The sequence below is a fragment of the Candidatus Cloacimonadota bacterium genome (assembly GCA_016932035.1).
Taxonomy (GTDB): domain Bacteria; phylum Cloacimonadota; class Cloacimonadia; order JGIOTU-2; family JGIOTU-2; genus Celaenobacter.
The window spans coordinates 1-25,083 of sequence record JAFGDR010000011.1 but is presented as its reverse complement, the minus strand read 5'-3'; the positions used below and the strand labels follow the sequence as shown (position 1 = coordinate 25,083).

At 38.7% G+C, this 25,083-nt stretch carries 26 protein-coding genes; 10 read left to right on the top strand and 16 right to left on the bottom strand.

Going from position 1 to position 25,083, the window contains the following annotated elements:
- The first annotated feature begins 114 nt into the window (after nt 1-114).
- On the top strand, nt 115-957 hold the full coding sequence (locus JW794_01760) for an HNH endonuclease (protein ID MBN2016852.1): 843 nt from the start codon (nt 115-117) through the stop codon (nt 955-957).
- A 101-nt stretch (nt 958-1,058) separates the two neighbouring features.
- Here the strand turns inward: JW794_01760 and JW794_01755 are convergent, their stop codons facing one another.
- From JW794_01755 to JW794_01740, 4 genes are all read right to left on the bottom strand, one after another.
- A complete protein-coding gene (locus JW794_01755) occupies nt 1,059-1,220 on the bottom strand; it encodes a hypothetical protein (protein ID MBN2016851.1) in 162 nt (53 codons plus the stop codon).
- A 153-nt stretch (nt 1,221-1,373) separates the two neighbouring features.
- Nucleotides 1,374-1,592 (bottom strand): hypothetical protein, encoded by a 219-nt coding sequence (locus JW794_01750; GenBank protein ID MBN2016850.1) that lies wholly within the window; start codon nt 1,590-1,592, stop codon nt 1,374-1,376.
- Complete coding sequence (locus tag JW794_01745; protein ID MBN2016849.1) at nt 1,579-2,520, bottom strand: TraB/GumN family protein; 942 nt, start codon at nt 2,518-2,520, stop codon at nt 1,579-1,581. The genes JW794_01750 and JW794_01745 overlap by 14 nt, the downstream gene beginning before the upstream one ends.
- Complete coding sequence (locus JW794_01740) at nt 2,517-3,374, bottom strand: hypothetical protein (GenBank protein MBN2016848.1); 858 nt, start codon at nt 3,372-3,374, stop codon at nt 2,517-2,519. Before JW794_01740 ends, JW794_01745 begins: the two co-directional genes overlap by 4 nt.
- Before the next feature lie 769 nt (nt 3,375-4,143).
- Here JW794_01740 and JW794_01735 point away from each other — a divergent pair.
- From JW794_01735 to JW794_01710, 6 genes are all read left to right on the top strand, one after another.
- Nucleotides 4,144-4,668, top strand: a complete 525-nt coding sequence (locus JW794_01735; GenBank protein MBN2016847.1) for a TIGR03546 family protein — start codon at nt 4,144-4,146, stop codon at nt 4,666-4,668.
- A 1-nt stretch (nt 4,669) separates the two neighbouring features.
- Complete coding sequence (locus JW794_01730; protein ID MBN2016846.1) at nt 4,670-6,544, top strand: TIGR03545 family protein; 1,875 nt, start codon at nt 4,670-4,672, stop codon at nt 6,542-6,544.
- Nucleotides 6,545-6,721: 177 nt separating this feature from the next.
- Complete coding sequence (gene amrS, locus JW794_01725) at nt 6,722-7,804, top strand: AmmeMemoRadiSam system radical SAM enzyme (GenBank protein ID MBN2016845.1); 1,083 nt, start codon at nt 6,722-6,724, stop codon at nt 7,802-7,804.
- 8 nt (nt 7,805-7,812) lie between these two features.
- The gene (locus tag JW794_01720; protein MBN2016844.1) at nt 7,813-9,975 is read left to right on the top strand and encodes a hypothetical protein; all 2,163 of its coding nucleotides are present in this window, start codon (nt 7,813-7,815) and stop codon (nt 9,973-9,975) included.
- 415 nt (nt 9,976-10,390) lie between these two features.
- Nucleotides 10,391-10,663 (top strand): BrnT family toxin, encoded by a 273-nt coding sequence (locus JW794_01715; GenBank protein MBN2016843.1) that lies wholly within the window; start codon nt 10,391-10,393, stop codon nt 10,661-10,663.
- A gap of 11 nt (nt 10,664-10,674) precedes the next feature.
- The gene (locus tag JW794_01710) at nt 10,675-10,935 is read left to right on the top strand and encodes an antitoxin (GenBank protein ID MBN2016842.1); all 261 of its coding nucleotides are present in this window, start codon (nt 10,675-10,677) and stop codon (nt 10,933-10,935) included.
- A 93-nt stretch (nt 10,936-11,028) separates the two neighbouring features.
- Here the strand turns inward: JW794_01710 and JW794_01705 are convergent, their stop codons facing one another.
- The 7 genes from JW794_01705 to JW794_01675 form a co-directional block, all read right to left on the bottom strand.
- The gene (locus tag JW794_01705; GenBank protein ID MBN2016841.1) at nt 11,029-12,165 is read right to left on the bottom strand and encodes an aldo/keto reductase; all 1,137 of its coding nucleotides are present in this window, start codon (nt 12,163-12,165) and stop codon (nt 11,029-11,031) included.
- Between the two features lie 128 nt (nt 12,166-12,293).
- Nucleotides 12,294-13,436, bottom strand: a complete 1,143-nt coding sequence (sfsA, locus tag JW794_01700) for a DNA/RNA nuclease SfsA (GenBank protein MBN2016840.1) — start codon at nt 13,434-13,436, stop codon at nt 12,294-12,296.
- A 3-nt stretch (nt 13,437-13,439) separates the two neighbouring features.
- Nucleotides 13,440-13,922: a thioredoxin-dependent thiol peroxidase gene (gene bcp, locus JW794_01695; protein ID MBN2016839.1), complete on the bottom strand. Its 483-nt coding sequence runs from the start codon at nt 13,920-13,922 to the stop codon at nt 13,440-13,442.
- A gap of 13 nt (nt 13,923-13,935) precedes the next feature.
- Nucleotides 13,936-14,259, bottom strand: coding sequence for a transcriptional regulator (locus tag JW794_01690; GenBank protein MBN2016838.1), 324 nt, complete (start codon nt 14,257-14,259; stop codon nt 13,936-13,938).
- Between the two features lie 13 nt (nt 14,260-14,272).
- The gene (locus JW794_01685) at nt 14,273-15,478 is read right to left on the bottom strand and encodes a hypothetical protein (protein ID MBN2016837.1); all 1,206 of its coding nucleotides are present in this window, start codon (nt 15,476-15,478) and stop codon (nt 14,273-14,275) included.
- A gap of 300 nt (nt 15,479-15,778) precedes the next feature.
- Complete coding sequence (locus tag JW794_01680; protein ID MBN2016836.1) at nt 15,779-16,411, bottom strand: hypothetical protein; 633 nt, start codon at nt 16,409-16,411, stop codon at nt 15,779-15,781.
- Entirely contained in the window at nt 16,383-16,919 is a 537-nt protein-coding gene (locus JW794_01675) for a hypothetical protein (GenBank protein ID MBN2016835.1), read from the bottom strand. Before JW794_01675 ends, JW794_01680 begins: the two co-directional genes overlap by 29 nt.
- Nucleotides 16,920-17,214: 295 nt before the next feature.
- Here JW794_01675 and JW794_01670 point away from each other — a divergent pair, with 295 nt between their 5' ends.
- Complete coding sequence (locus tag JW794_01670; GenBank protein MBN2016834.1) at nt 17,215-18,018, top strand: sulfotransferase family 2 domain-containing protein; 804 nt, start codon at nt 17,215-17,217, stop codon at nt 18,016-18,018.
- Between the two features lie 89 nt (nt 18,019-18,107).
- The gene (locus tag JW794_01665) at nt 18,108-18,737 is read left to right on the top strand and encodes a sulfotransferase family 2 domain-containing protein (GenBank protein MBN2016833.1); all 630 of its coding nucleotides are present in this window, start codon (nt 18,108-18,110) and stop codon (nt 18,735-18,737) included.
- Nucleotides 18,738-19,220: 483 nt separating this feature from the next.
- Here JW794_01665 and JW794_01660 read toward each other — a convergent pair whose 3' ends face one another.
- From JW794_01660 to JW794_01645, 4 genes are all read right to left on the bottom strand, one after another.
- Nucleotides 19,221-19,619 (bottom strand): redoxin domain-containing protein, encoded by a 399-nt coding sequence (locus JW794_01660; GenBank protein MBN2016832.1) that lies wholly within the window; start codon nt 19,617-19,619, stop codon nt 19,221-19,223.
- Between the two features lie 69 nt (nt 19,620-19,688).
- Nucleotides 19,689-19,949: a redoxin domain-containing protein gene (locus JW794_01655; protein MBN2016831.1), complete on the bottom strand. Its 261-nt coding sequence runs from the start codon at nt 19,947-19,949 to the stop codon at nt 19,689-19,691.
- Between the two features lie 181 nt (nt 19,950-20,130).
- The gene (locus JW794_01650) at nt 20,131-21,462 is read right to left on the bottom strand and encodes a hypothetical protein (protein ID MBN2016830.1); all 1,332 of its coding nucleotides are present in this window, start codon (nt 21,460-21,462) and stop codon (nt 20,131-20,133) included.
- 99 nt (nt 21,463-21,561) lie between these two features.
- Nucleotides 21,562-21,735 carry a hypothetical protein gene (locus tag JW794_01645; GenBank protein ID MBN2016829.1) on the bottom strand — a complete coding sequence of 58 codons (174 nt, stop codon included), beginning with the start codon at nt 21,733-21,735 and terminating at the stop codon, nt 21,562-21,564.
- 137 nt (nt 21,736-21,872) lie between these two features.
- Between JW794_01645 and JW794_01640 the strand changes: the two genes are divergently transcribed.
- Nucleotides 21,873-22,340, top strand: a complete 468-nt coding sequence (locus tag JW794_01640; protein MBN2016828.1) for a GNAT family N-acetyltransferase — start codon at nt 21,873-21,875, stop codon at nt 22,338-22,340.
- A 92-nt stretch (nt 22,341-22,432) separates the two neighbouring features.
- On the opposite strand, the gene JW794_01635 is transcribed toward JW794_01640, so the two are convergent.
- A partial coding sequence (locus tag JW794_01635; protein MBN2016827.1) for an ankyrin repeat domain-containing protein occupies nt 22,433-25,083 on the bottom strand: 2,651 nt, incomplete at its 5' end.

The window sequence follows — 25,083 nt, the reverse complement described above, 5'->3', positions numbered from 1 at the left end:
GGGATTAGATTGTCAAGATAAAATGTATATGATTAATAAACTTGACTCTAGCCAACATATAAATAAATAGATATCCATCCCTTTATGATATGCAAAATATATTAGGAGGTTTCAATGAGTTTTATGCTTTTAAAGAAAAATGTTACTTATTCCTTTTTTAATCAAGGATTCACTATTCCTGTTGATAAACAAAATTTATTTTTCAATTCAGTAGCTCCTATTAAATCACAAGGTAATTCAGAATTTATTACAATTATAGTAGATAATCATTCATTTGATGTTGTTGCAAGAAATCAGAAGTTTGATAAAAATACTTATCCAGATCATAAAAATATTGTTCAAATAAGATATGATACTAATAAAGATTTTATAGAATATCTTAGAAATAAATTTTCAAAAAGTTATAATCAAATAATGTATAAAAGAAGTCAAATTGATAATCCAGGGAAAAAGTATATCTCTATCCCAAAAAAATATGAAGAGTATTTTGTGCTCTATACTACAGATTTACATAAAACTTTAGCAATGGATTGTATTACATCGGATGAATTAATAAATGTAGAAAAAATAATAAAAACAGAAGATTATCAGGAAGAAATGGTCGAAAATATACTTGATAGAAAAGATCAAAATGCAAATTTAGAAATTGTAAATAGATTAGCTAAAATTAGAAAATTAAATCAGAAAATTGGAAATGACCTTAAAAGCATTTATGATTACAAATGTCAGATTTGTGGTTATACAGCTTTGGATGTTTATTCCTGCAAAATAGCTGAATCACATCATATCAAACCCTTTATTAATAGTCTAAACAACAATGCAGATAACCTAATGATAGTATGCCCAAATCACCACAGAATAATTCATAAAGTATTACCTAGATTTATTAGAGGTAAATTAACTTTTAAATTTCCAAATGGCCTTGAAGAACGTTTAAAAATTAATTACCATCTTTAAACGATAATCCTTAGAAGAAATATCACCGCCAGAACCACGAATATTATAATAGCAGTCGTAATCCCGAATCGCGTTGCCTTTCGTTCTTGCTCCGCAAGTGGTCATATCATGCCTTGTTTTTCATACTTTTGTTCAATCGATTGACCGATCGCAAGTCCAATTGCCACACCAATTGAAGGACCAATACCGATCAAGCCATATTTATCTGAAACAATACTCAGCGGAATAGCAATGCATGAGAAAATTACCACACTAAGTGCCATCTATATTCCAATGATCCTACCTTTCGGATACTTCTTTTGCTGCTGTTTATTATGTGTGTTCATAATCATTCACGTTATGCGTTATTCTTTGCTGTTTCCTTAGCTGATTTGATGTCGGTTAAAGTAAATTAATACTATAAAGATTTCATCGTTTTATAATATTTTTTCCTCATTCCCCTTCTTCATAGCCGCAGCCATCGGTCCCCAGATCAATATAAAATGGGTTATCACACCACCCAAAAGAAGTTTGGTAATGCTGTCTTTATAGGGTGTTCCTCTGAGTATGGGTGCGGCACCGATGATCACCGCACCCCAGATAATTGCACTTCCAATAATTAAAGCACCAACACTTAGTAGATTATTTTTCTTCATGTTTGGTCTCCTTTTGCTGGGTTATGGTATAACCATTCGCTTCCAGACGTCTGATAAGTCCATCTTCTCCAACCATGTGGAATGCGCCCACAATAATGAAGTACGTATGGTCATCTTCATCATTCATGTATCCGTCGATCTTCTTGACCATCTCTTCCTCGCGCTGACAGAACATCCGGTCATAATACTCTGCCATTCCTGGCATCTCGTCTTCAAGCTCAAGCATTTTGAGCCGGGAGAGTTTGTTCGTGCGCTCAGTATCACCGGTCTGCCATGCATCGAGCATTTCGTAGAATGTTGAGTCTGCTTCTGTATATTTATCGAGCGAATACTGCAGATAGTCCACCTGGATATCTTGCGGAAAGGAAGCCAGCATTTCCAGTTGGGATGTGGAGGTTTCCAGTTCGAGGATATTCATTCCCCGTTCATGGGCTTTGTTGAGGAAGTAAACATCGATCCCAAGTCCGGCATCCACATCAAGTTGCTGCAGACTTGAAAGCCCAAGGTTCAAGCTGACGAACCATGGTTTCAACTTATTGAGTTGTGCTTCCGTGTATCCCATTTCAATAAATTTCTCTGCAATGCTTGCATAGAGTTCCGGAGGAAGCTCTTGCGAAAGCGTGAGTGTATCCTGATACACAGCATATTGCCCGATAAAGGCGTTTACGGCATTCTGGTCCATCACCGTTGCGTCCACTTCCACGACCAGTACATCGGATTTGTCGAATGATGACTCGATCTTTTCATCGAGCGGATAAACGCTTTTCGGCATAAGATGGAATGATCCAAGAAGGTATGCAGTGTTATCTCCTTTCTGAACTTCCCACAGGAAAAGCTCAGCATGTAGGATTGATGTGAATGAAAGGATCAGGCACACGAGCGCGAGTACTGAAATGATACGTTTACGTGTTGCATTTGTTTTTTTCATGAGTTACTCCTGAATATGTTTTTTTCTGCGATTGTAAAATAGGAAAAGATGCGCTGGTAACTTTGCACGATCTTCTTGATCGAGTCGATGGTCGCATTCGGATTGTCATATACTTTTGCAAGGATTTCGGAGAGGGCGCATTCGATGATCGAGCCGCTGAAGTGAACGAGTGAGATGAACGCATCCTGGATCCATACGCTGTGGATCATTTCTTCTCCGGATCGGTCAAAAAAAGCGATCAGTATTTCTGCTGCATCTTTTATGATGATCATCCACTGCCCCTGAAGTTCATCGAGTACAATGTCGGATTCGGTTTTTTTGATCGTATGTATGCCTTCGATGACCTCATCAGCATAATGTTTGAGGTAGATGTCTGTGCTGTCATTTTTTCTTTTGAGAATATGGGATTTGATCTTGGTAAGCGGCACGGGGAAGCAGTCGATCAGGAGATTGTGTTCAGCGGTTTTTATCATGTTGAGTGCTTTTTCATACACAAGCTCACCGGATTTCAATTCATAAATACCGACCGGCTCCTGCGTGACATCGAGTTTATCAACTTCCTGTATGATCCGTGTTCTCTTTTTTATAAATTCGTTTTCGATTGCGTTGAGAAACTGCTCCACAGGGATGGTGTCAAAATACAGTGTACCGGAGGTGTTATCACTGACAACCGCACCTTTACTTTCAAGACTTTTAAGTGCTTTGTAGGTATTGGCAACAGGTTTTCCGATCTTTGTAGCGATCTTGTATCCTGTACTGCGTTTATTTTCCAGCAGCCAGATATAGATCGTTGCTTCGAGATTAGACAAGCCCATTTCTCCAAGTAGGTCAGCAAGTTTATCTTGTGTTTTCATACATTACCTTTTTTAGTAGTAGTAATATACTACTACTTTTATGAGATTAAATTTTATTTGTCAAATTTTTATTGTATTGATATGACTTTTAAGTTGTGGATAGTGAGAATGCATAATCCTTTTGGGATTAGCGTCCTACATTCTTAGGAAATATATGTTCATTTTCTCCTTGATGAGAAAACGAACCAAAAGAATCACTCACTGATCAAGAAAAGTCTAAAATTTCTTTCATTCAGCTAAAAAGAAAAGAACTCGCCCACTCACACAGCTTTTCTTTTTTTCACGCTTCATTTCAGAAATTTATTAACGCCTTTTCTTAATAGGCGGGAAATTGTTTCAGAGGAGAAATGCGTAGCCACGACTTTTAAGTCGTGGACAGGAAGAGTAAAATAGATCAGGACTTTAGTCCGAAATTTATAACTGTTGGGTTAAAACCCGATTTGTTTTTTTATAATACAATTCCCGAGATAAATCTTGGATCTATTCATTTTATATATAATTAGAGTGCCATAATGGCCATTATCGCTTTCTGACCCTCTCGCTTTAGAAAGCAGAGAGGAGGATGTGCCTAGAAAAATGTCTTATACCTGAGATGACGTGCAAGGCTATTCATAAAAACTGGTTCTATGTATTTCAGGCTGAACATGTTCACTCTTAGCGTCATTATCGATAATTGGATATTGGACATTGATGATTGTTCCCAAACCTTATTCATTGACAATAAAATTCCTAAATATTTCAAAAATAAAAAACTCAACAGGATCTGATCATGATCATACTAAAATTTATTTCTAAGATCATTAAACTTCTGGAATCAGCAGCATCACCGGCGCAGCTTGCATGGGGATTCGTGCTCGGTATGTTCCTCGGCTTCATTCCGGGATTCAGTCTGTTTAAAATACTGATCATTCTCCTTATCATTCTTTTGAATGTGAATATTACCATGGCGATCGTATCTTTTGCCCTTTGCGGATTGCTGGGATATTTACTGGATGGTTTATTTCATTCGATCGGGTATTGGGTGCTCGTGCAGATAGCATTTCTTCAAAAATTATGGACCGGCGTCTATAATGCTCCGATACTGCCTTATACACGATTTAATAATACTGTGGTCATGGGTGGATTGATCTGTGCGATTTTGCTGATTGTTCCTGTATTTTTTTTGATAAAAGAACTCGTTTTGGTATACAGGAATAAACTTTCTGTCAGAGTTAAGAAATTCAAGATCGTCAAAGTACTCTCCTCATCCAAGCTTGTTGGTTTGTACAAGAAGATTAAAGTTGTAGGAGGGTAAGATGCGCGTAAAAGGAATTATATTCTTGCTCGTACTTGCGATCATTATTGTCGTTATTTCTCTCATATTCACGGATAGCTGGCTTGAGAAACAGATGGAGATGATTGGCAGCAAGATGGTTGGAGCAAAGGTTGAATTTGACGGACTGGATTTCTCACTTTTCAGCTTACGATTATCATGGGATAGACTGCGGGTAACGAATCCTGATAATGTGTGGGAGAACTCTTTTGAATCCGGATTCACGGAGTTCAATCTTGCATTTGCTCCGCTTCTTAAGAAGAAATTCGTGATTGAGAACCTGCAGATGAGTGATGTTGCCTTCAATACAGAGCGGACGACTGATGGATCGCTTCCTAAAAAGTGGCAACCAAAGAAGAAAGAAGAGGGAGAAAAGAAGGAATCTCCGAAATTTATTAAGGATATTGAGTTAGGGATCAAAGATGAAATGAAGCAAATGCCTGTCTTGAATTTGGATCAATTTAATAAGGACTTCAATGTGGACAGTCTGATGGCAATGGCTGATATGAAGACACCGCAGAAAGTAGATTCGCTCATACTGCTCTATGAGCAGAAGTATGATGAATGGGAAAAGCGTATCGAAGATCTTCCGGATCAGGAAGATGTTAAAGAACTTGAAGCACAGGTAAAGAGCTTAGATATCAACAATATCAAGACTGTACAGGATGCAGAACAAGCACTGGCAACCATCAAGACGATTATCGATAAGGCAAATGGGTACAAGAAACAATATGATGATATTCAGCTTGCCATCAATAATGACTCGCGGCTTGTGCAGAACCTTGGCGGCGAGGTAACGTACTGGATCGATCAGGATAAGAACAAGGTTCTGTCATATGCAAAACTCCCGGATCTTTCAACAGAGAATATGGGGAAGATCGTATTTGGCACACAGGTTATCGATAAGGTGAACAAAGTCATTGAGTATGTCGGCAAAGGGAAAGCAATTCTGGATAAACTGAAAAAAGACGGTAAGCCCAAGAAAGAAAAGAAGCCCAGATCGACAGGTCAAAATATCACGTATCCGCCTAAGCCGGGAACCATGTTTCCATCCTTCTGGATAAAGAAGATCGATTTTTCAAGTACAACAGAAACCGGATCTGCATTCTCCGGTGTAGTATCAAATATCACAAGCGACCAGAAATTGATCGATGCCCCAACAGTACTTGCTGCGAAGGCGATTCGTCAGGATAATGCACAGCTCGATATTGAACTGACTTTTGATTACCGTTTTGAGCAGAGTGAAGAGAAACTTACCATATTGATGAGCAATCTTCCGATGAAGAATATCCAGCTTAGCAATACTCCTCTGCTGCCGAGTAGACTTGAGAGTGGCTCTGGAAAAATCGATGCGAGAATGTTATTGCATCGTCCAGAGTTTGAAACAAGGATTGATTTTGTTGCAGATAAAGTGCAGTTTACTCCATCACCCAGGAATCAGGATATGGATAAGCGATTGGTGCGTATTAGTGAGAATCTGGCAGCTTCGATTACTACTATTGACTTCAAAGCTAAACTGTGGCAGGAAAGGGAACAACCTCTTCAGTTCACACTCACCAGCAATCTTGATAAAATGCTGACCAATGCTGCAAAGGATGTATTCCAACAGGAGCTTGATCTCGCAAAACAGGAACTCCGTGCAAAAGTGGATAAGGAATTACAGAAATATAAAGATCAACTGAACCAGGAAATTCAGAAGCAGCAGAGAAAACTGCAGGCGATGTTCGATGAACAGAAATCACGTTTCAATAAAGAGTTTGTTGTACTCGATGATCTCATTGGTGAGGACGAAGATATTCTTGGAAATGTGCTGCAAAATCAGGCGAAGGATCTGCTGGACGGTCTGTTCAAGTTCTAATTATTAAATACACGAATAAAAAAAGTGAAGGCGATAATGCGCATTATCGCTTTCATTATATTTACATATCAACGGCTTTTGAGTCGCGAGTTGTATGGCAAACAAAAAGATCAACTCCATAATTCCAGATTGAAAACATTTTATTGACAGATATACAGCAAATGGTCGAATCAATTTATGAAGAAATGTGCACTCATTACCGGCTTGGTTTTGCTTTCAATATTCCTGCTCGGATCATCGCGTGGTTTAGAGCTTTTAAGAGAAGCGCAATTCTATGCAAAGAATGATGACGGCTCTGTTCAGTGCACACTGTGTCCGAATAGATGCTACCTTCCAGAAGGTTTAACCGGTCTTTGTCGCGTCCGAAAAAACATAGATGGTAAACTTTACTCACTGGTATATAACAAACCTGTTTCCGTAAATATCGATCCTATCGAGAAGAAACCTCTCTATCATTTTTACCCGGGTTCGAATATCCTTTCTCTTGCAACAGTGGGGTGCAATCTCAGGTGCAATTTTTGCCAGAACTGGACGATCTCTCAATCAAATCCCGGTGAAGTGCAATCGTATAATGCAACTTCTGAAGAGATTGTCGAACTGGCTAAAGAATATAACTGCGAAAGCATTGCCTTTACGTATACAGAACCGACAGTTTTTTATGAGTATATGATAGATATTGCAAAGTGTGCACATGAAAACGGCATCAAAACCGTGTGGGTGACCTGCGGTTATATTAATGAAGAACCGCTCCGGCAGCTCATCCCATACCTCGATGCTGCCAATATAGACCTGAAGGGATATTCCGAAGATTTTTATTCAACTTATACGACAGGCACACTCGAGCCGGTTCTTAAAACGATTGAGATATGCAAAGAAGAAGATCTGTATTTTGAAATTACAAACTTGGTTATTCCTGATGCCAATGACGATCCTGACATGATACGAGAAATGTGCGTGTGGTTGAAAGATACGATAGGTACAGAATACCCGCTTCATTTCTCAAGATTTTCACCGCAATTCAAACTGACGAACCGACCACCGACCCCGGTCAAAACTCTTGAGATGGCGTATGAAATAGCAAAAGAAGTTGGATTGAAATATATCTACTTAGGAAATATTATCAGTGCATCCGAAGATACATACTGTCCGAACTGCGGAAAGAAGATCATCGATCGGTACGGTTTCAGTTTGCTGGACATGCATATTAAGGACGGTAAATGTGAATATTGCGGATATGACATCTTTGGTGAGTTTGAATAATATTACACATGCATAAGAAATTGCTGCTTTTCATAGGACTTGGCATTTCGTCACTCATCGGGCAGACAGTTTTGTTAAGAGAGTTGCTCATCGAAGTGCAGGGAAACGAGATCGTGTTTTCAATCTATCTTTCCTTGTGGCTGCTGATGATCGCAGTTGGTAGTTTACTCGGTAAGTATCTTCTCAACAAAAAAAATATTGAGAGATGGATATCAGCGGGATTTTTACTTCTTTCGGCTTTCCTGATCCTACAATTCTTCGGCATTCGGTTTTTCGGGAATGCGTTCACGATCATTTCGGGCGAGATGTTCAGCATTGGGAATATTTTTCTTATTGCTCTTATAATTCTGACTCCTGCATGCCTGGTCCTCGGAGCATTGTTTCCTTTACTTTGTTTATATATTCAAGATTTGAAAGAACCAGTGCATGAAGGGTATATTTATGAAAGTGTTGGGATTATATTCGGTGGGATTATCTTTGCAATCGGAATTCTCTTCCTACCTCATATCCGTTTGCTCCTTCTCGTTGGAATGATCAACTTCATCATACTGTTCATGATATCGAATAAGAGGTATCTCTTTGTTCCTATGGGGATTTTTGTGGTCGCTGCGTTCTTTGCAGAACCGTTTTTTATGAATTTTTATACTGGAAAATATTATCCCCAGGAACTACAGTTTTCACGGGATTCAAAATATGGAAGATTGGATGTCACAACTGAAAACCAGCAGATGAATTATTACTGGAACGGGGAACTTTTTGCACATACTGATAACCAAGAGTATGCAGCACAGATGGTGAATTTCGTGATGATGCAGAATCCTGATGCACAAAAAGTACTCCTTGTAGGAGGTATGCTCAACGGATTCATTTCTGAAATCACAAAGTACGAATCCTTAGAATATATCGACTATCTTGAACTGGATAATAACATGATCGCCTTTGCACCTCACCATCCGGATGTACAGTATATCCAGGATGATCCTGTCCATTATTTGCGGACCGCTTTAGAAAAATATGATGTGATTTTTGTGGATGTGCCTGACCCGACTTCACTGCTGCTGAACCGGTATTATACATTGGAGTTCTTCCGGCTTGCGCAGGAGCATTTCTTACATAAATCATCCCTGCTAGCGATCACACTAAATAGTGGAGCAAATTTTATGACTCCTGAACTTGAACAGCTCAATGCATCGGTGTGGGAGACTTTTTCCCGAATATTTCCTTATACACTCGTGATCCCATCTATTAAAAATATCTTCATAGGAAGCGATGCAGATGTACTCACAAATAATGTTCTGGAACTCCAGTTCCGTGCGCAGGAGCATCAGTCTGAATGGTTCAATGCCGCAGTCATATTTGAGCGATGCAATCCATTGCGTTTACAGCAGTTTTTCAGATCGGTTGAAGGGAAAGGGGAGTTGAACACAATCTCCGATCCTGTTGCGTATCTCTCTGCAGTATCGGTTTGGACGAGTATTCTTGATATGAATATAAGTTCTGTTCTCTCATGGATGAAAGCACATAGTGGATTACTCTTTGTGGTAAGTTTGCTGATTATTCTTCTGCTTTCTTTCAGCGCTTCTAAGCTGAATATTCAATCTCAAACCAGGATAGATATGCAGGTCTTTTTGATCAGCTTAGTGAATTTTGTCATGCAGCTTGTACTCCTCAATCTCTTCCAGATGCAGTTTGGAAATGTCTATTTCATGATATTTTTGTTCACCTCAATTTTCATGATCGGGCTGACTGCAGGATTTATATTTCGTAAGAAAATTCGAATGAATATTTTGTGGCTGTATATCATAAATATCGTTTTAGCCGGATTGATCTGGCTCCTTTTTGATGCATTGATACCCGGAGTGATATATTTATTTTTCAATCTATTATTTGCATTTCTGGAAGGGAGTATTCTGTCCAGGCTACTGGATGTAAAGTATCAGAAAGAGAGCATTCGAAGTGGAAGTTCATTCTACTTTTTAGACAGTCTTGGTTCCATGGCGGGAGGATTGATCGTCGGAGTATTGCTGTTTCCGGTTCTTGGGTTCAAAACAAGTATTCTTGTGCTGGGTTGTTTATTGATAGTAAATTTAGTGATGCAGATCAAACCACCTGTCTCTGTTTCACGACGACGCGGCACGCAGAGCACACAGAGAAAAATAAGAATAAAATAATTAAGAAATGAATAAACCCCATTTCAAAAGAGGGGTGTCCGCAAATTAGTGGACGGAGTGTGTCATTACTTGCAATATATAGGGAATTTGGAGTCAAGAATATTTATTTGTTCATTTTCTCCATGATGAGAAAACGAACCAAAAGAGTCACCAGCTGATCAAGAAAATACTGAAAGTTTATTCATTCAGCTAAAAGAAAATAACTCGCACCGATCAGTCGGCACTCAAACAGATTTTCATTCTTCACGCTTCATTCAAAAATTTCTTAACGTATTTTCTTATTATGCGGGAAAAATATTTTCTAAATGATGAAATATTAGAAGCTTTAAAACTGTTTCAATTAGTCGAAAGTTACTCTTGAGAACACAATTAACGAAAAGGTTGACAAAAGGCACACGCGTAATACATTTTTGTCATGAAATATTTCTCGTGGAATGAAAAAAAGAATGAGCAATTGAAAGCGGAAAGGAAAATCTCATTCGAAGAAATAGTTGTCCAAATTGAGAATGATAAAATCTTGGATATAGTTGAACATCCTAATAGGGAAAAATATCCTGATCAGAAGGTCATGATTATCGAGTGTAACCGCTATGCCTATCTTGTTCCTTATGTGGAGAAAGAAGAAGAAATATTTCTTAAAACGATAATACCAAGCCGCAAGGCAACGAAACTATATTTAGATACATAAGAAGGTTAGATATGGATAAATATGAAAGAGAAGTCTTAGATTCCTTTGAAAAGGGTGAATGGCTCCCAGTCGATGATATACAGAATAAGAAAAAAGCACTCACGGAAGCTGCAAGAAATACATTCCTGAAAAATAAGCGTATTAATATCCGTCTTTCAGAAAAAGTAGTTAATGAGTTAAAAGCGAAATCTCTCGCAGAAGGAATACCTTATCAAACTTTGATCGCAAGTGTGCTTCATAAGTATGTAAAAGGTCGATTAGTCGAGAAATAGTTATATTCCCCTCTAATAAGAGTGGTGGATCCCGATTTGTCGTGAAACGGGGTGTGTTGCGAACCGAGTCTCATCGGGAACCCATTTTCATATCTATCTACTCAACAGCTTATGGGCTTCTTTCAATGATTTGATGATTGGAACTTTCTGAGGACATTTTTTCTCACATTCACCACATTCTATGCATTTATCTGCACGATTCTCCTCTTTAATGAAGTTATTATACATCATAACCGAACGCTCCATATCATCATAGATCTTACTCTGCATATATGCACCAAGGCATGATGAGATAGCGACTCCCTGCGGACACGGTTCGCAATATTTACATGATGTACAACGTATAGGGGATCTCTTGTGATATGTTCTCCTGATCTTCTGGAATAAATGCATTTCTTCATCTGAAAAGAAATCAAATTGTGCTTTATCCGCACTTTGAACGTTTTCTTGGACCTGCTTCAAGGTCGTCATACCACTTAATACAAGAGGAATTTCTTTATGATGCCAGACCCATTGTAGTGCACCGTCTGCATAGGTCATCTCGTTGGTGAATTTTTGCCAGAGTTTCTGTATTTCAAGCGGAGGTTCTTTTGCAAGCAATCCACCCCGGATTGGTTCCATGACGATCACATCAATCTTCTTTTTTCGTGCAAGTTTGAGACCTTTGCGACCTGCCTGGTATTTCGTATCCATGTAATTGTACATAATCTGGCAAAATTCCCATTTATCATAATCCTGTATGATTTGTTTGAATACATGAAAGTGATCATGAAAAGAAAAACCAATATGCTTAATACGACCTTCGTGCTTTTTCTTTTCGCACCATTCCAGCGTTCCCATTTCTTTTAGCTTTTCCCATGATTTTCCATTCAAAGCATGTAATAAGTAAAAATCGAAGTAATCAGTTTGAAGTCTTTCAATCTGTTCATTGAAAACCTTATCCATATCACTTTGTTCGTTAACAAACCACGCAGGAAGTTTTGTGGCGAGAAAAATATCCTTTCGGTTTCCACGCTTTTGTAGGTATTTCCCGATGAATTTCTCGCTTTCACCACCATGATAGGGATAAGCAGTGTCGATGTAGTTTACTCCATGCTCGAGAGCATAATTCAGCATTTTTTCTGCTTCCTCGGTATCGATTTTTTTGGAATCTCCATCGATGACGGGCAGACGCATAGCTCCGAATCCCAGTACTGAAACTGTATGACCGCATAGTTTTCGATATTGCATAATTTATGAAACCTTAATTTTTTTTTTACATTTCAAAAATATAGCGAATGTTTGTTAAGTTTTTCTTTATAACGTTTTACATTCATTCGAAATAAAGAACCAAATAAAAGACCAAGATTGCATGAAAATTATAATTTACTGATATGTCTGAAATTCATAATAACATTATAAAAATTTTGGTTATGTATTGGATTATCCTTGAAATACAAAAGATGCGATCGTTCCTTTGAATCACTCGCACCAAAGCTTTTGATGAATCCATCTGCGATATTACTGATACACTTTACAATTTCCTGCTCCAACGGAACCGACGAACGAATGGGATATGACTTGATTATTTTCATCGGTTTTGGTGTCACATAGTCCAGATGCCAGTGCACCTTTTTCCTTGAACGATAGTGCCGACTGATCCTTGCGTCCAATATATTCATCGCAGAACCGACATACACATAATATCCCTTTTTAAAAAACACTTCACCAAGCAATCCAATCTGTTTAGAAAAATCTGTATCGTTCTGCAATACAAGTACATACGATCCTTTGTCAACAGCATTCCTCTTTGTTGATTTCAAATCGATCTCGACAGGTTTGGTCTTTGAAATATTGAGTGTGATCGGATCATCAAATCCAATCTTGTACGCAAGAAATGCGATATTCTTTGCTGCCAGCATTTTCTGTGCATACGCCAGATCCACATGATAATTTGTAAGGAATACCTGCGCCTGCATTGTGGTGATCAAAAAGAGATTGTACACATTACATTTTTCCGCAGCAAGTTGTTCCAGATGGGCAAGATGTTTTCTTCCCCGATCTGTCGGTGCATCAGGAAACATTGCCATACCGTTGTGACACAGTGTGCAAGATTTGACTTCAATCAGACTCTGGTTTCCATCACCATGCGTCATTTCAAAATCAAAACGAGAATTACCGTATGTTGCTTCTCTTCGCAATGCAACAAAATCAGATAATTCGGGAATCGCATGATTCTCAATAAGCAACTGCACCACATGATTCACCCGGATCGTATCGAGAAAAACCAATTCTGCCTGATATTCAGTACCGATAATCTTGTACTGGAACTTCGGCATTGGCACTTTTGTCACATAAAAAGGATGTCCCTCAAAACAGAATTCAGCCATCCTTCCTGTATTAGGTACCCACGCACGGATCGGCTTTCCGTCGAGGATCAACTCCACAACAAACCGATTCGGACGCTTTACAAAGTATGCTTTATGCCAATTCTTATAGAGCGGGATTAGGTGTGATGACATGAACTATTCTGTCTGTAGCTCCTTGAGTGTCTCGAGCACTTTTTCCGCGTGTCCTTTGGCTTTGACTTTATACCATACGTGTGCGATCTCACCCTCAGGGCTTATCAAAAACGTACTGCGAACTACTCCCATGAACATTCGTCCATACAGCTTCTTGATCTGCCAAACACCGTATTTTTCCATGACCTCATGTTCGGGATCACTCAACAATTCGAAACCGAGATCGTGTTTCTCGATGAAATTATTATGACTCTTTATTGAGTCCTTACTCACGCCGATCACCATTGCATTAAGGTCGCTGAAGTCATCCACCAGGCAGGTGAACTCCTTTGCTTCCAGCGTACAGCCGGATGTATTATCTTTAGGATAGAAATAAAGCACCAACCATGATCCGGCATACTCACTAAGAGATACGTCCTCTTCGCTCTGATTTTTTAGCGTAAAATCGGGAGCACGGTCACCGATCTGCAGTTCTTTTGTTTTCATGGTATCCTCCATATCAGGAAATTGAATCGATCACATTTTGCATTTTGTCGCGATATTTTTTAAGGGCATTTTTTCCTTTGGTGGTTATACGAATAAGGGTGCGTGGGATCTTGTCCACAAATTCCTTGCTGACCTTCACGTAACCGGCTTCTTCCAGCTTGCTGATGTGGCTCGAAAGATTGCCACGCGTCAGTTCTGTCTGCTTCATCAAAAAAGTGAAGTCCGCACTATTGATCACCGAGAGATAGGAGAGAATCATGAGCCGGGCAGGTTCGTGGACCAGCTTGTCGATGTCTGAAAGCGCATGAAAGGAATTATCTGATGTTGTATCTGCCATGTAAACTCCTTTCCTACTTCAGCTTCTTTGCGTATTCATCTTTGCCGGACCACCCAGTGAGTAACAATGTCAGCGCCAGAACAGCAGAACCGATAATAAAGGTCGAAGTCGGTACAAGGTCGAACATATATAGCAGGTTGCAGATGAACGCAATGGCACTGGCGAAAAAGAAACGCTTTGTCTTGTACATCGTGGCAATAATAAGATAGTACAGCCCGAGACAGATGAACATGACCGCAGGTATGAGACCGAATTCTTTGGCTGCCGATTCTGCAATTCCACGAACAGAAAACACAGCAAGACCTGCAAGGTTGACCAAAAACATGACCATGAAATTCCGCAAAAAACTCCTGCCCTTAACTAGACTATTGATCTCAGTATCTTCCATTTTAGTGAACGTTGATCTTTTACGCGCGGAAAAGGTGAGAAGCGCAAAAATGACCGGTGGAACGATGAGCAGTACATACAAAGAAACTGTCCCGAACTGCTTAAATATAAGATATGCGATAACCCACACGAGGAAATTCAGTCCAAGGTAAATCTCGTCCCAGCCATCCTGGTACACAAAAGAAAAGCTTTTGCGCTGTGCTTCACTGTCTTTGAATTCTTCGGACTGTTCAGTGAGTATCGGATTGGTTGCGATGAATTTTGCGAGCGTATAAATACCAACAGGTATCATGATTGCTGCGATGAGGAACAGGGAATAGATGAAATTGACCAGCATGGGCTGCTTGAGTAAAAATACCAGTGCGATTCCTGCAATTACTGCAAGCCCATAAAAATAATACCTTTTAAATTGATAACGATTGGCGAAATAGAAGAAAAATAGACCAATTCCTGCAAGGATGATAACCGGCAATGCTCTGAAGAATCCGGAAGGAATGGTGATAATATTCCGTGCAAACAGAAAGAACACACCTGCTCCAAACAAAGTCGCTCCTGCAAGAAGAAACATTGCCATACGCTGGCTTGTGCGGATGTCCACATACCCGATGCGGGGATAGGTGAACCGCTTGCGCAGATTCGTTCCAATGGGACCGACAAGCACTGATGGCAGTATAACCAGCATGATAAGATTTACATCGCGCATAACATTAAAATACAGGTATAGTCCGACAACCAGGCAGATAAAACCCCACATGATATCCACCACACCATCCTGATGCAGGGAACGTACTGCTTTTCTTCGAGCTTCGTTTACATCAAAGTTTTGTGTCATTATGACCTCCGTGAAATTATTAAAACAAGTTTGCGTTGCAAACTAATATGCAACTAAAACAAGTTGGCGGATTGTTTGTCAAGAAAAATAACAACATTCAATATCCAACAAGGAATATCCAATGATGAAGTAGGTACTGAACAGATAAATCGGAAATCAGAATTCAGAAGTCAGAAATCAGGAGTCAGTAGACAGGAATCAGAATTCATGAGTTGTTAATCTATATTCAACAATTTATTTTATTTATCAGCGTCAAACAGCGTGTTTTTTCTCTTACCCCTAAACCCTAGTTTCTATATCCTATTTAAGCAGTTCTTTTACTCTTTCCAGGTTGTCTTGGAAAATAGTATAATTAGGATCATCTTCTGATGCCAATGCACAGGCTTCTAAATAATTTGCTTTTGCCATCTCGAGCTGTTCGTTTTTCTCGTATGCTTCACCCAGGCTGTCATACACATTTGCGGATTTCGGATATCGTTTTACATTTTCCTGGAAAACAGCGATAGCTTTTTCAAAGTCGTTTTCAGCTAAATATCCATATCCCAACATATTGAGTGTGGCTTCCGGTGCCATGATCGTATATCCATATGTTTCGGAAAGCTGCTGATAATGCTGATCTATTGCTGCAAGTCCCTGCACATATGTTTCTTGAGACAGCCCCCAGCCGTCAAACAATGTTTCCAAGCCATTGTAGATCGAGCGATGTGGAGCAGTACCGTGATTCTCTTCTATCATATGCGTGAAGCTGAAATCAAGATTCTCTGGTGATGTGGAATCTATGAGTGCGACAAATTTATCGATCGTGGGAATGTACGGCGGCTCATCACCAAGGGTCATATAGAAAAATGTATTGTTATCATACTTGTTCAGCAATGCAGTTTCCGCTTTCGTTAACAGGAAGTCATTATCCCAGTGAAGATACGGGAAAGGCATTAAAGAGTGCGGGTTTTTCCAGGAATGCATACATTGCAAAGGTCCCGCCGAACGAGTGACCTACCAATATGCGATAGGGTGCTGTTCGATAATTTGCCTCAATATACGGGAGCAGTTCAGTTTGGATAAATTCCAGAAATGCTTCTCCACCACCAGATGTAGGAGGGTTTTCAATGTGCGTGGGTAGAAAGTCTTTATTACGGTCAATATTCTGGATTGCAACCACGATGGTTTGAGGTATTTTTCCCAAACCTGAGAGGAATTGAGTTATCCCTGTGGTATGATGAAAGTGATACCCTCCATCCAGAAGATAGAGTACAGGATATTCTGCGGAGGTTACGTCATATCCGACCGGTAGATGGACAATGAGTTGCCTGTCCTGATCGAGTATTTCAGAATGAATGGTAAGCTGTTTGCCGATAACATACTTGCCGTCTTCGATCTGGGCGGCGGCAGGAGTCGTGCAAACAAAAATAAATAGTAAAAAAAGCAAAACATTCTTTTTCATCTTTTCCTCAATATTGTGTTATTTAAAGACTTTGCCTATCGCGGCTTAGCCTTTGTGAATATCCGCACATAAGATTTTGCTGAGGTAATTGTCAATGAAACGATTTTTTTATTCACTACAAGGCGACAAAAAAATTTATATGATATTAATTGAGTTGACAGAAAACAAGTTGCTTTATTGCTTTGCATACATGATTTTTGGAAAAATGAAAAATCTGAAGCATTGATATCTTTCGAAGATATAAGAGAACTGATTTAAAAAAAATGCTGTTAGTAATTATTTCTGAGAAAACCATATGCATTATTTAAAATACACTACATCGTCATTTAATTCGATTAATAATAATCCAAAGCATCGTTTTGCACAAAACCATGCTTTAAACATATATAGACACAATGCTATATACAGTTATATTCCCAAGAATGCTTGTTCAACTATGCGATTGAGTATAGCAATGGCTAATGGTGCAATTAAAGACAAGAAAGATTTTAACTGGATTCACAATAATAATGGCGCATTTAGTGCTGACATGCGTGACCTTGTACAGTGCAAGTATGCTTTTACGATACTTAGAGATCCTTTTTCTAGACTAGTTAGTGTATTTCTAGACAAGTTTATAAACAGAGATGTTGTGGCTTGGAAATATATTGCTCTTCACAATAGAGCAATCAATCTTGACGATGTGACTTTCGAATTTTTCATAAAAAGTTTGGAGAATCCAACAATACGAAACGGCAATATTCACTGGAAACCACAGGAGGATTTTCTTGTATTTGAAGACTATGATGATTACTTCGCTTTTGAGGAGTTCCAAAAGATTCGCGTAAAACTCAAAAACAAAATTGATTTAGACATCGTTGATGCCCGACCATTAGTCGACCATCATACTAGTGGATATAAAGTATTAGAGGGAGATAGTTTGTTTAAAGTGAATCCAATCGAGCTACTAAATAAGAAATTATCTGGTTATCTTCCATCTCCTGAATCAATGTTTAGCAAAGAAATGATAGAAATAGTAAATAAAGTATATATCAATGACATAGAATTATATAACAGTAAAATATCTAATAGTCTGATCACACTTAAAGATAAGTTGTAAACAATTGCAAAAACTCAGACTTCAAAAGCTGTGATGCGCATGTTTTTGTCACCTTTTATGTTTTACATAAAGTCCATACACAAGAAAATATGATCTCTCACAAACACCAATGTATATTTATCCATATACCAAGATGTGGTGGGACAAGTATTGAATATATAATTTGGCCGAATGAAGAAGATAGGAATGTAAATAATTTGTGGATGGGATTTATTTCAAAATATAAAAATAAATATCAGACAGGTGGACTCCAGCATCTATTAGCAACTCAAATCCAGGTAGAAGTTGGCAATACTGTATTTAAAAAATACTTTAAGTTTGCATTTGTAAGAAATCCTTGGGACAAAGCAGTATCCCAATTTTTATATATGAAGCAGAGAATGGATCTTAGATCGTTTATTGGAATGGATAAAAATGATGATTTTAAAAAATATCTGTACTTGATACAGAAAAAATCTCACGTGCAATGGAAACCTCAGTATACCTTTTTGGAAAATAAAGACGGGAAGGTGTTAGTTGATTTTATTGGTAGATTTGAGTGCTTTGAAAATGATGTTCTTAGGATATTAAAAAAAATACGTTTTGATAAAATTGTTAAAATTCCGCATATAATGAAATCGAAAAGGATCCATTATCGGTTCTATTACGACTCCGAGTCTGAAGAAATAGTAAGAAATATATACAAAATAGATATTTCAAAATTTGGCTATTCATTTTAGATGGAGAATAACACAGCGTTACAGTAGATGCTGATAGTCCCGGCATTTCCTCGCAGGATATTGGGGGGCGTTTTCGGCGTCGTCGCTTTGCAAAATTTATTTTTAAAAAATCTATTTGACTAAAACATTTGTAATAACGAAAAAGTTCGTGGATACAGCAAATTTTGAGTCTGTATACGATAATCATTATTTTCAATAGTAATATTAAATCAACTCATTTCAACAGAGTCATCATTTTATGCTGAGTCTTGTCTTAAAATTAATTTCTGGTTACCAAGTTGACTTTGTAACCGACTGGATATTCTTCGTTCCCAAGTGCAACTTAGGAACGAGAGGAAAAAATTAAATCACAAATCGTTATTCAACTTAATATTTTTATTAGCGGCAATCAGCTCAATCTGTGGTGATCAGCGTTCAATTTCTTTCAAAAAAAACAGGCACTGAACCACATTCATGACCCAATGCCTGACATTCTATTATGAATTAATCAAATGCGTTTTCTGTTTTCCACACTTCCCAGATCTTTCCTACAAGGTCAGGACCTGGCTTGAGAACCATTTTTCCGGGTTTCCATCCGGATGGCGTTGCCTGGGTTCCTTTGCTTGCACGCACAAGCTGGAATGCCTGTATCTGCCTGATAGTTTCGCTGACATTTCTACCCACAGGCGGGGTCAGCACTTCGTAACCCTGAACAATACCGTCAGGATCGATGAGGAATCGACCGCGCGTTTCCACACCTGCGTTCTCATCATAGATGCCATACACTGTTCCGACCTTACCACCCGCATCGGTCAGCATAGGGAAGGGGATTCCGCCTTTTACCATCTTAGACAGCTCATTTTCATCCCACATTTTGTGGACGAACACACTATCCACACTCATTGATAAAACTTCGACTCCAAGTTCCTGGAATACGGGATATTTCTCTGCGACCGCAGAGACTTCAGTAGCTCACACGAATGTGAAGTCACCCGGATAACAGCACAGCACAACCCATTTTCCGAGATAGTCCGACAGTTTGATACTGACGAATTTTCCCTTGTAATAGGCAGGCGCAGTGAAATCGGGTGCTTTTCTTCCGACCATGATCATTTTTTTTGCCTCCGTCTTTTCTTCGACTTGTTCTTTTTTTGTTTCTTTAACTTCCTCACCAACCGGACCGCCAGTTGGTCGGGCACAGCCCACGGTCATTTCTTCCGGCTTTTCCGACATAGGCATGCTCCTTTCTTGGTCGTTGTGATTAATTTTTGATTTTCCATTTTTTTTTCTTTCATTTCGACTTGTTGTATATTTATATTTTGTTTAGCTGTCAAGAAAAACAAAATATCCAATAACAAATTTACAACTTCCAATATCCAAGGAGGGGCTGAACATGTTCAGGCTAGAGATACATTTATTTATTTTTCTGGATTTCTTTGAGTGCAGCTTCCATGAACACATCTCTACCGACTGCAATGTCATCAGCTGTTTCATGAACAAGAATATCCGGTTTGATGGGTGCTGCTTTATCCATATTCTCGACTGCTGCTCTGTATGTTGTTCTCCCGATCGTGATGATCATCTGGGTATTGGGCAGTAGGAGTTCCGTGTTTTTTCCTGCATTACATTTATAGGTTGCACCACTCGGAGTACCGATAAATGTGCCAATGTTATTATAGTCCAGGAGCGCGCAGAAATGCCCGTTCGTAGAACCGCAAATCCCGTCGATCAACGTGTAGAGATTCCCTGTAAAGTGGTTTTCTGCAAGAGGGATCGGGTCTGCAAAGTCGGAATATTTTCCGTAGCGTTCCGCAAAATAGGGGACTGGTTCGCTTTCCAGATAGGACAGTAGGATGGTTGAACAGAAAGGATCACCACCGCTGTTACCCCTGAGATCTAGTATCAGATTTTCAATTTTCTTTTCTTTAATCTTGCTGAAGCATGAGTCCATAAAACTTTGGAAGTATTCGACACGAGTATAATATGCAAAAGTATAGACTGTTAATATTGCAGTGTTCTCATCTTCAAGGATTTCAAATTCAAGAGGTGGATTACTGAAATGACGAAATACGATTTCCCTAACTGATGGATCATCGGTGGGGGTAAGGTTTTTAGTGGTAGGATCACTTGTGCCAGGTTTGATGTAAGTTACTTCGTATCCATCGGGTAGACCGTACATGCTGGTATAGAATTGAGAGAAACGGTGGGAGAGTTGAGAATCGATGAAATATGGATTCATCGCATCAGCAGGGGTTATCAATTGGAGATCGGCAATGATCGAATCTACAGGTGTACCGTTTATATGAAGGAGAATACTCCCAATTGGTACTTCAAGGGAATCGTTGTAGCTTCCTAATACTACAAGTTTTTCGTCGATGAGTTTCACGGTGAGCGGAAACATATTCCTGGGTTTTGTCCTGAAGTATCGAACAGGCAACCAGGTAGAAGTATGCATACAACCAATCTTTGCAGTAATAGGTGCAAGAAGTTGGAAGAATTCATAAATGGTCTTATCATGATCGATCAAGTCATAGTGTGTATCAAAAAGACTATCCATTTCTGCCTTTGAGGTATATTCATACGTGCAGCAGTGCTCCTGTTCAAGGATTTCTCGGAATCTTTGGAAATCCTGCTGAAGTTCATCGACAGGAAATGTTCGTGGTGATTGCTGGCTATCATTTGCTTGGAGCAGGTTCATAATAATTAAGTAAAATAAGATAATCAGTATGTATCTTTTTCTTATCATTGAGTTACCCCTTTTTGTGGTTAGGATTGGTTCAGTATTTGGGAGTAGAAAATTATAATATCCATTCTATATTCAAAAATTTGTAATTGTTAATTGTCATTATTTTCCAATAATTGCACCAATTATCAATCCGAGCCCGATACCACCGAGGATCGATCCGATGAGATAAAACACTGATAATGGCAGAAGAAAAAATCCAACGCCGATACCGATCATCGTACCTCCACCAACAGCCCATCCGCTTCGATCCATCTTTTTTCCGTTTGCATCCATGTCTTCTCCTGTATTTTATTAAGTTCTTGAATCGTGGAGGAAATAATTATACCCGGTTATCCACGTCAAGTAATCTGTCCGGATAATTTTCACTTCAATTTTCTTTACACAACATACTTCGAATTGAGAGTTAATGCATGAAATTCGATATCTATGAAGACTATTCTGAAAAGGTTATTACATTTGTCAGGGAGCTGTTTGCTGAATATGAGCAATCACTTGGTTTTCCTTTAGATTTTCAGAATTTTGATAAGGAGCTGGAAAATCTGCCTGGAGAATATACACCACCTGAGGGATGTATATTTCTCTGTAAAGTAATAGAAGATATAGCAGGATGCATCGCTTTGAGAAAGCTCGAACCTGGAATTTGTGAATTAAAAAGAATGTATGTGAGAAAAGGATATAGGGGGAAGGGAATGGGGAAACAGCTAGCGGATAAAATCATTGAAAGAGCAAAGGAGATAGGATATCGCATAATGAGGTTAGATACACTTCGTTCCATGACAACACCAATCAAAATTTATGAAGAGTTAGGATTTAGGGAGATCAAGGCATATCGGTACAATCCATTTAAAAATGCGGTGTACATGGAGAAAGAGCTGTAGAATATCCAATATACCATATTCAATGGCCAATGTCCAAGTAGGGGCTGAACATGTTCAGCCCAAATCATAAATCTTAAATCTGAAATCCTAAATCATTCTTGAAAAAACTTTACTGCTTTAATCCACCTATCACTCAGATCTTCGGGTATATCGTGCCCCATTTCTGGAATGAGGATATATTTGGATGGGACGTTTTGATCTACAAAAACATTTTCCATTTCTTCCTGTCGTGGTCGGTAATGGTCGTTTTCGCCTGCTACCATCATGACCTTAAGACCAGATAATTTTGCTTTTTCAACTCTTTCTTCATCAAACTCTTGTGGTATGCCTGGGCATACTCCAAATACTCCTTTGATCGGAATGATCTGATTGATCGCAAAATCCATAGCAGCAGTTCCGCCAGCTGACATACCCCCAATATATACGACACTTGTATCAAGAGGAAATTCAGATGTGATCTCATCATAAATTCGAGATATATCCTCTCGAGCTCGTTCATCATAGGATCTCCAGCCAAATGTATTCGAATCATAATAAATATAAGATTGAACATAAGCAATTATGAATTTAGTTTTTATTTCACTAGGAATGATCCAGTGTTCTTTTGATTTTTTTAGCGAGCTTCCTCCTCCATGCAGGATGAAAAAGAGGGGGTAGATTTTCGTCTTATCATAATTTTCCGGAAGTACGATCTCGAAGATCGTCTCAGCAGAATCAATTGCTGTTCCTCTGAGGTTGGTGTCTTGATCCACGATATCATTAAAACGAGAATATTCCACATACGGTTCACACTTCGGAAGATTTGGATGTAGCAGGAAGAAATATCCTTTCTCATGACCTAACTCAAAGAGACTGAGAGATCTTTCATACTGCTCAGTTTTTCGATACAGATATTCCAGCTCTTTCATGAGTTCGAATTCCTGTTCAGGATAGTTTTGCCAGTTTTCTTCAACGAGAATAAGGGCTGTATCGTAACATTCTTGCTTTTCAAGTTCGAGGACTTCATTATAAAAATCTTCATAAAAAATCTGTTTAAAAACTGCTTTTTCTCTTAAGTCCTTTATGATCTGAGTATCGATCCAGTAAGAATCAACTGTTCCATTTCTGTTACTTGCAAAAAACAAATACTTACCGTCAGGTGAAATAATCGGCCACATTTCATTACTTTCTGAGTTAACTCCCGCACCGATATTTTTTACTTCTTCCCATATAACATCATCATTTTTAAATGCCACATAAAGGTCGAATCCCCCAAAGCCGTCTGGACGATTTGAAGAAAAAACAAGATATTCAGCGTTCTTTTCGATAAATGGATCGCCATCAATGTGTTCTGTGTTTATTGGGCCTTCCAGCTTCTCTGACTCAGAATAATCCCCATTCAGATATCTCGATACATATATATCGCTTAATCCTCTTATGGAGAAATAAATATTGCTTTTGCTATCCAAAGAGACCTGCCATCCTGGAGCGAAATCGCTTACGTAAGAAGTAATTTGGCTAGGATTTGACCACGTTTTATCGTTCCGTTCAACATACCAGATACCAAAGCCAGGTTTACCATTTTGTTCGATAGGTCTTTCTGAATGAAAAAAAAGCTTACTCCCATCCGGAGATAAAACCGGATTTGAGCAAAAGTATCCTGATGAAAAAGCAGCTATTTTGGGTATTATCCATTTACCATTCTCTATTTTAGTAAAATATATACCTCCATTCCTGGAATCCATTGGCGTCCAATACACTTCAGTTCCATTGGGCATAAAAGCAGGGCTTGAATGAACACCAAACTCAGATGATACGATACCGGGTGCAAATATTTCAGCAGTATCTCCTGGAGCTTGTTGATTAAAATATTTGCCTTCGAAATCTGTTAGAGATCTTATATTATCATCCGCACCTCGTGTAACTAAGAAATCAACAATTTCATCATATTCTAATTCTTTTGCATAATCCAATGGAGTCTTTCCAATTTTAGTTTTTGAATTAATATCATCCCCGTTTTTCAATAACAATTCAATCACATTCTTATTCCCTTCGATTGTTGCATAATGTATCGGTTTCAATCCATATCTGCATTCTTCGTTGATATTCATCCCGCTCTTTAATAATTTATTCATACTTTCAACCAGTCCACCGGACGCAGCACTATGCAGGATTGTTCCCCCGTAATAGCTTTTAGAATTTATGTTGATCCCATTATCAATCATATAATCAAATAGTTCTTTATGACCACCAATAGCTGCTTTGTGTAACAGGTCATCAGCTTCTTCTCCCTTCATTGGCACCTCGACTCCATTTTCCAACAGGAATTTGACGAATTCTTTATAACCCCTGAAAGCAGAAAATGCAAGGGGAGTCCTTTCATTATTGTCTCTCGAATTTATATCAGCACCGTTTTTAATGAGTAATTTCCCAATCGCTACATTGCCGTTTTCTCTTGAGACGACATGTAACGGAGTCCTGCCACGGATACATTTGATATCGACTTGGGCTCCATTTTGCAGCAACAGGCTAACAATCTCCAATTTTTCATTACGAGCTGCATAATGAAGAGGTGTTTCCCCTTCATCGGTTTTTGCATCAAGGTCAACTCCTTTTTGGATGAAATATTCTGTAATATCCTTATAGCCCAAATAGGAAGAAAAGTGTAGCAAATTACAGTCATTCTGATTTTTCTCATATAACAAGTCTTCATTATCTTCTATGAGTCCTTGAACTTCCTCCAGATTTCCTTTAATTATGACTG

What these genes read in the sequence shown, in the direction of transcription:
- JW794_01760 (MBN2016852.1), top strand. Translation starts at nt 115, where the DNA reads ATGAGTTTTATGCTTTTAAAGAAAAATGTTACTTATTCCTTTTTTAAT.
- JW794_01755 (MBN2016851.1), bottom strand. Translation starts at nt 1,220, where the DNA reads ATGGCACTTAGTGTGGTAATTTTCTCATGCATTGCTATTCCGCTGAGT.
- JW794_01750 (MBN2016850.1), bottom strand. Translation starts at nt 1,592, where the DNA reads ATGAAGAAAAATAATCTACTAAGTGTTGGTGCTTTAATTATTGGAAGT.
- JW794_01745 (MBN2016849.1), bottom strand. Translation starts at nt 2,520, where the DNA reads ATGAAAAAAACAAATGCAACACGTAAACGTATCATTTCAGTACTCGCG.
- JW794_01740 (MBN2016848.1), bottom strand. Translation starts at nt 3,374, where the DNA reads ATGAAAACACAAGATAAACTTGCTGACCTACTTGGAGAAATGGGCTTG.
- JW794_01735 (MBN2016847.1), top strand. Translation starts at nt 4,144, where the DNA reads ATGATCATACTAAAATTTATTTCTAAGATCATTAAACTTCTGGAATCA.
- JW794_01730 (MBN2016846.1), top strand. Translation starts at nt 4,670, where the DNA reads ATGCGCGTAAAAGGAATTATATTCTTGCTCGTACTTGCGATCATTATT.
- amrS (MBN2016845.1), top strand. Translation starts at nt 6,722, where the DNA reads ATGAAGAAATGTGCACTCATTACCGGCTTGGTTTTGCTTTCAATATTC.
- JW794_01720 (MBN2016844.1), top strand. Translation starts at nt 7,813, where the DNA reads ATGCATAAGAAATTGCTGCTTTTCATAGGACTTGGCATTTCGTCACTC.
- JW794_01715 (MBN2016843.1), top strand. Translation starts at nt 10,391, where the DNA reads ATGAAATATTTCTCGTGGAATGAAAAAAAGAATGAGCAATTGAAAGCG.
- JW794_01710 (MBN2016842.1), top strand. Translation starts at nt 10,675, where the DNA reads ATGGATAAATATGAAAGAGAAGTCTTAGATTCCTTTGAAAAGGGTGAA.
- JW794_01705 (MBN2016841.1), bottom strand. Translation starts at nt 12,165, where the DNA reads ATGCAATATCGAAAACTATGCGGTCATACAGTTTCAGTACTGGGATTC.
- sfsA (MBN2016840.1), bottom strand. Translation starts at nt 13,436, where the DNA reads ATGTCATCACACCTAATCCCGCTCTATAAGAATTGGCATAAAGCATAC.
- bcp (MBN2016839.1), bottom strand. Translation starts at nt 13,922, where the DNA reads ATGAAAACAAAAGAACTGCAGATCGGTGACCGTGCTCCCGATTTTACG.
- JW794_01690 (MBN2016838.1), bottom strand. Translation starts at nt 14,259, where the DNA reads ATGGCAGATACAACATCAGATAATTCCTTTCATGCGCTTTCAGACATC.
- JW794_01685 (MBN2016837.1), bottom strand. Translation starts at nt 15,478, where the DNA reads ATGACACAAAACTTTGATGTAAACGAAGCTCGAAGAAAAGCAGTACGT.
- JW794_01680 (MBN2016836.1), bottom strand. Translation starts at nt 16,411, where the DNA reads ATGCCTTTCCCGTATCTTCACTGGGATAATGACTTCCTGTTAACGAAA.
- JW794_01675 (MBN2016835.1), bottom strand. Translation starts at nt 16,919, where the DNA reads ATGAAAAAGAATGTTTTGCTTTTTTTACTATTTATTTTTGTTTGCACG.
- JW794_01670 (MBN2016834.1), top strand. Translation starts at nt 17,215, where the DNA reads ATGCATTATTTAAAATACACTACATCGTCATTTAATTCGATTAATAAT.
- JW794_01665 (MBN2016833.1), top strand. Translation starts at nt 18,108, where the DNA reads ATGATCTCTCACAAACACCAATGTATATTTATCCATATACCAAGATGT.
- JW794_01660 (MBN2016832.1), bottom strand. Translation starts at nt 19,619, where the DNA reads ATGAGTGTGGATAGTGTGTTCGTCCACAAAATGTGGGATGAAAATGAG.
- JW794_01655 (MBN2016831.1), bottom strand. Translation starts at nt 19,949, where the DNA reads ATGTCGGAAAAGCCGGAAGAAATGACCGTGGGCTGTGCCCGACCAACT.
- JW794_01650 (MBN2016830.1), bottom strand. Translation starts at nt 21,462, where the DNA reads ATGATAAGAAAAAGATACATACTGATTATCTTATTTTACTTAATTATT.
- JW794_01645 (MBN2016829.1), bottom strand. Translation starts at nt 21,735, where the DNA reads ATGGATGCAAACGGAAAAAAGATGGATCGAAGCGGATGGGCTGTTGGT.
- JW794_01640 (MBN2016828.1), top strand. Translation starts at nt 21,873, where the DNA reads ATGAAATTCGATATCTATGAAGACTATTCTGAAAAGGTTATTACATTT.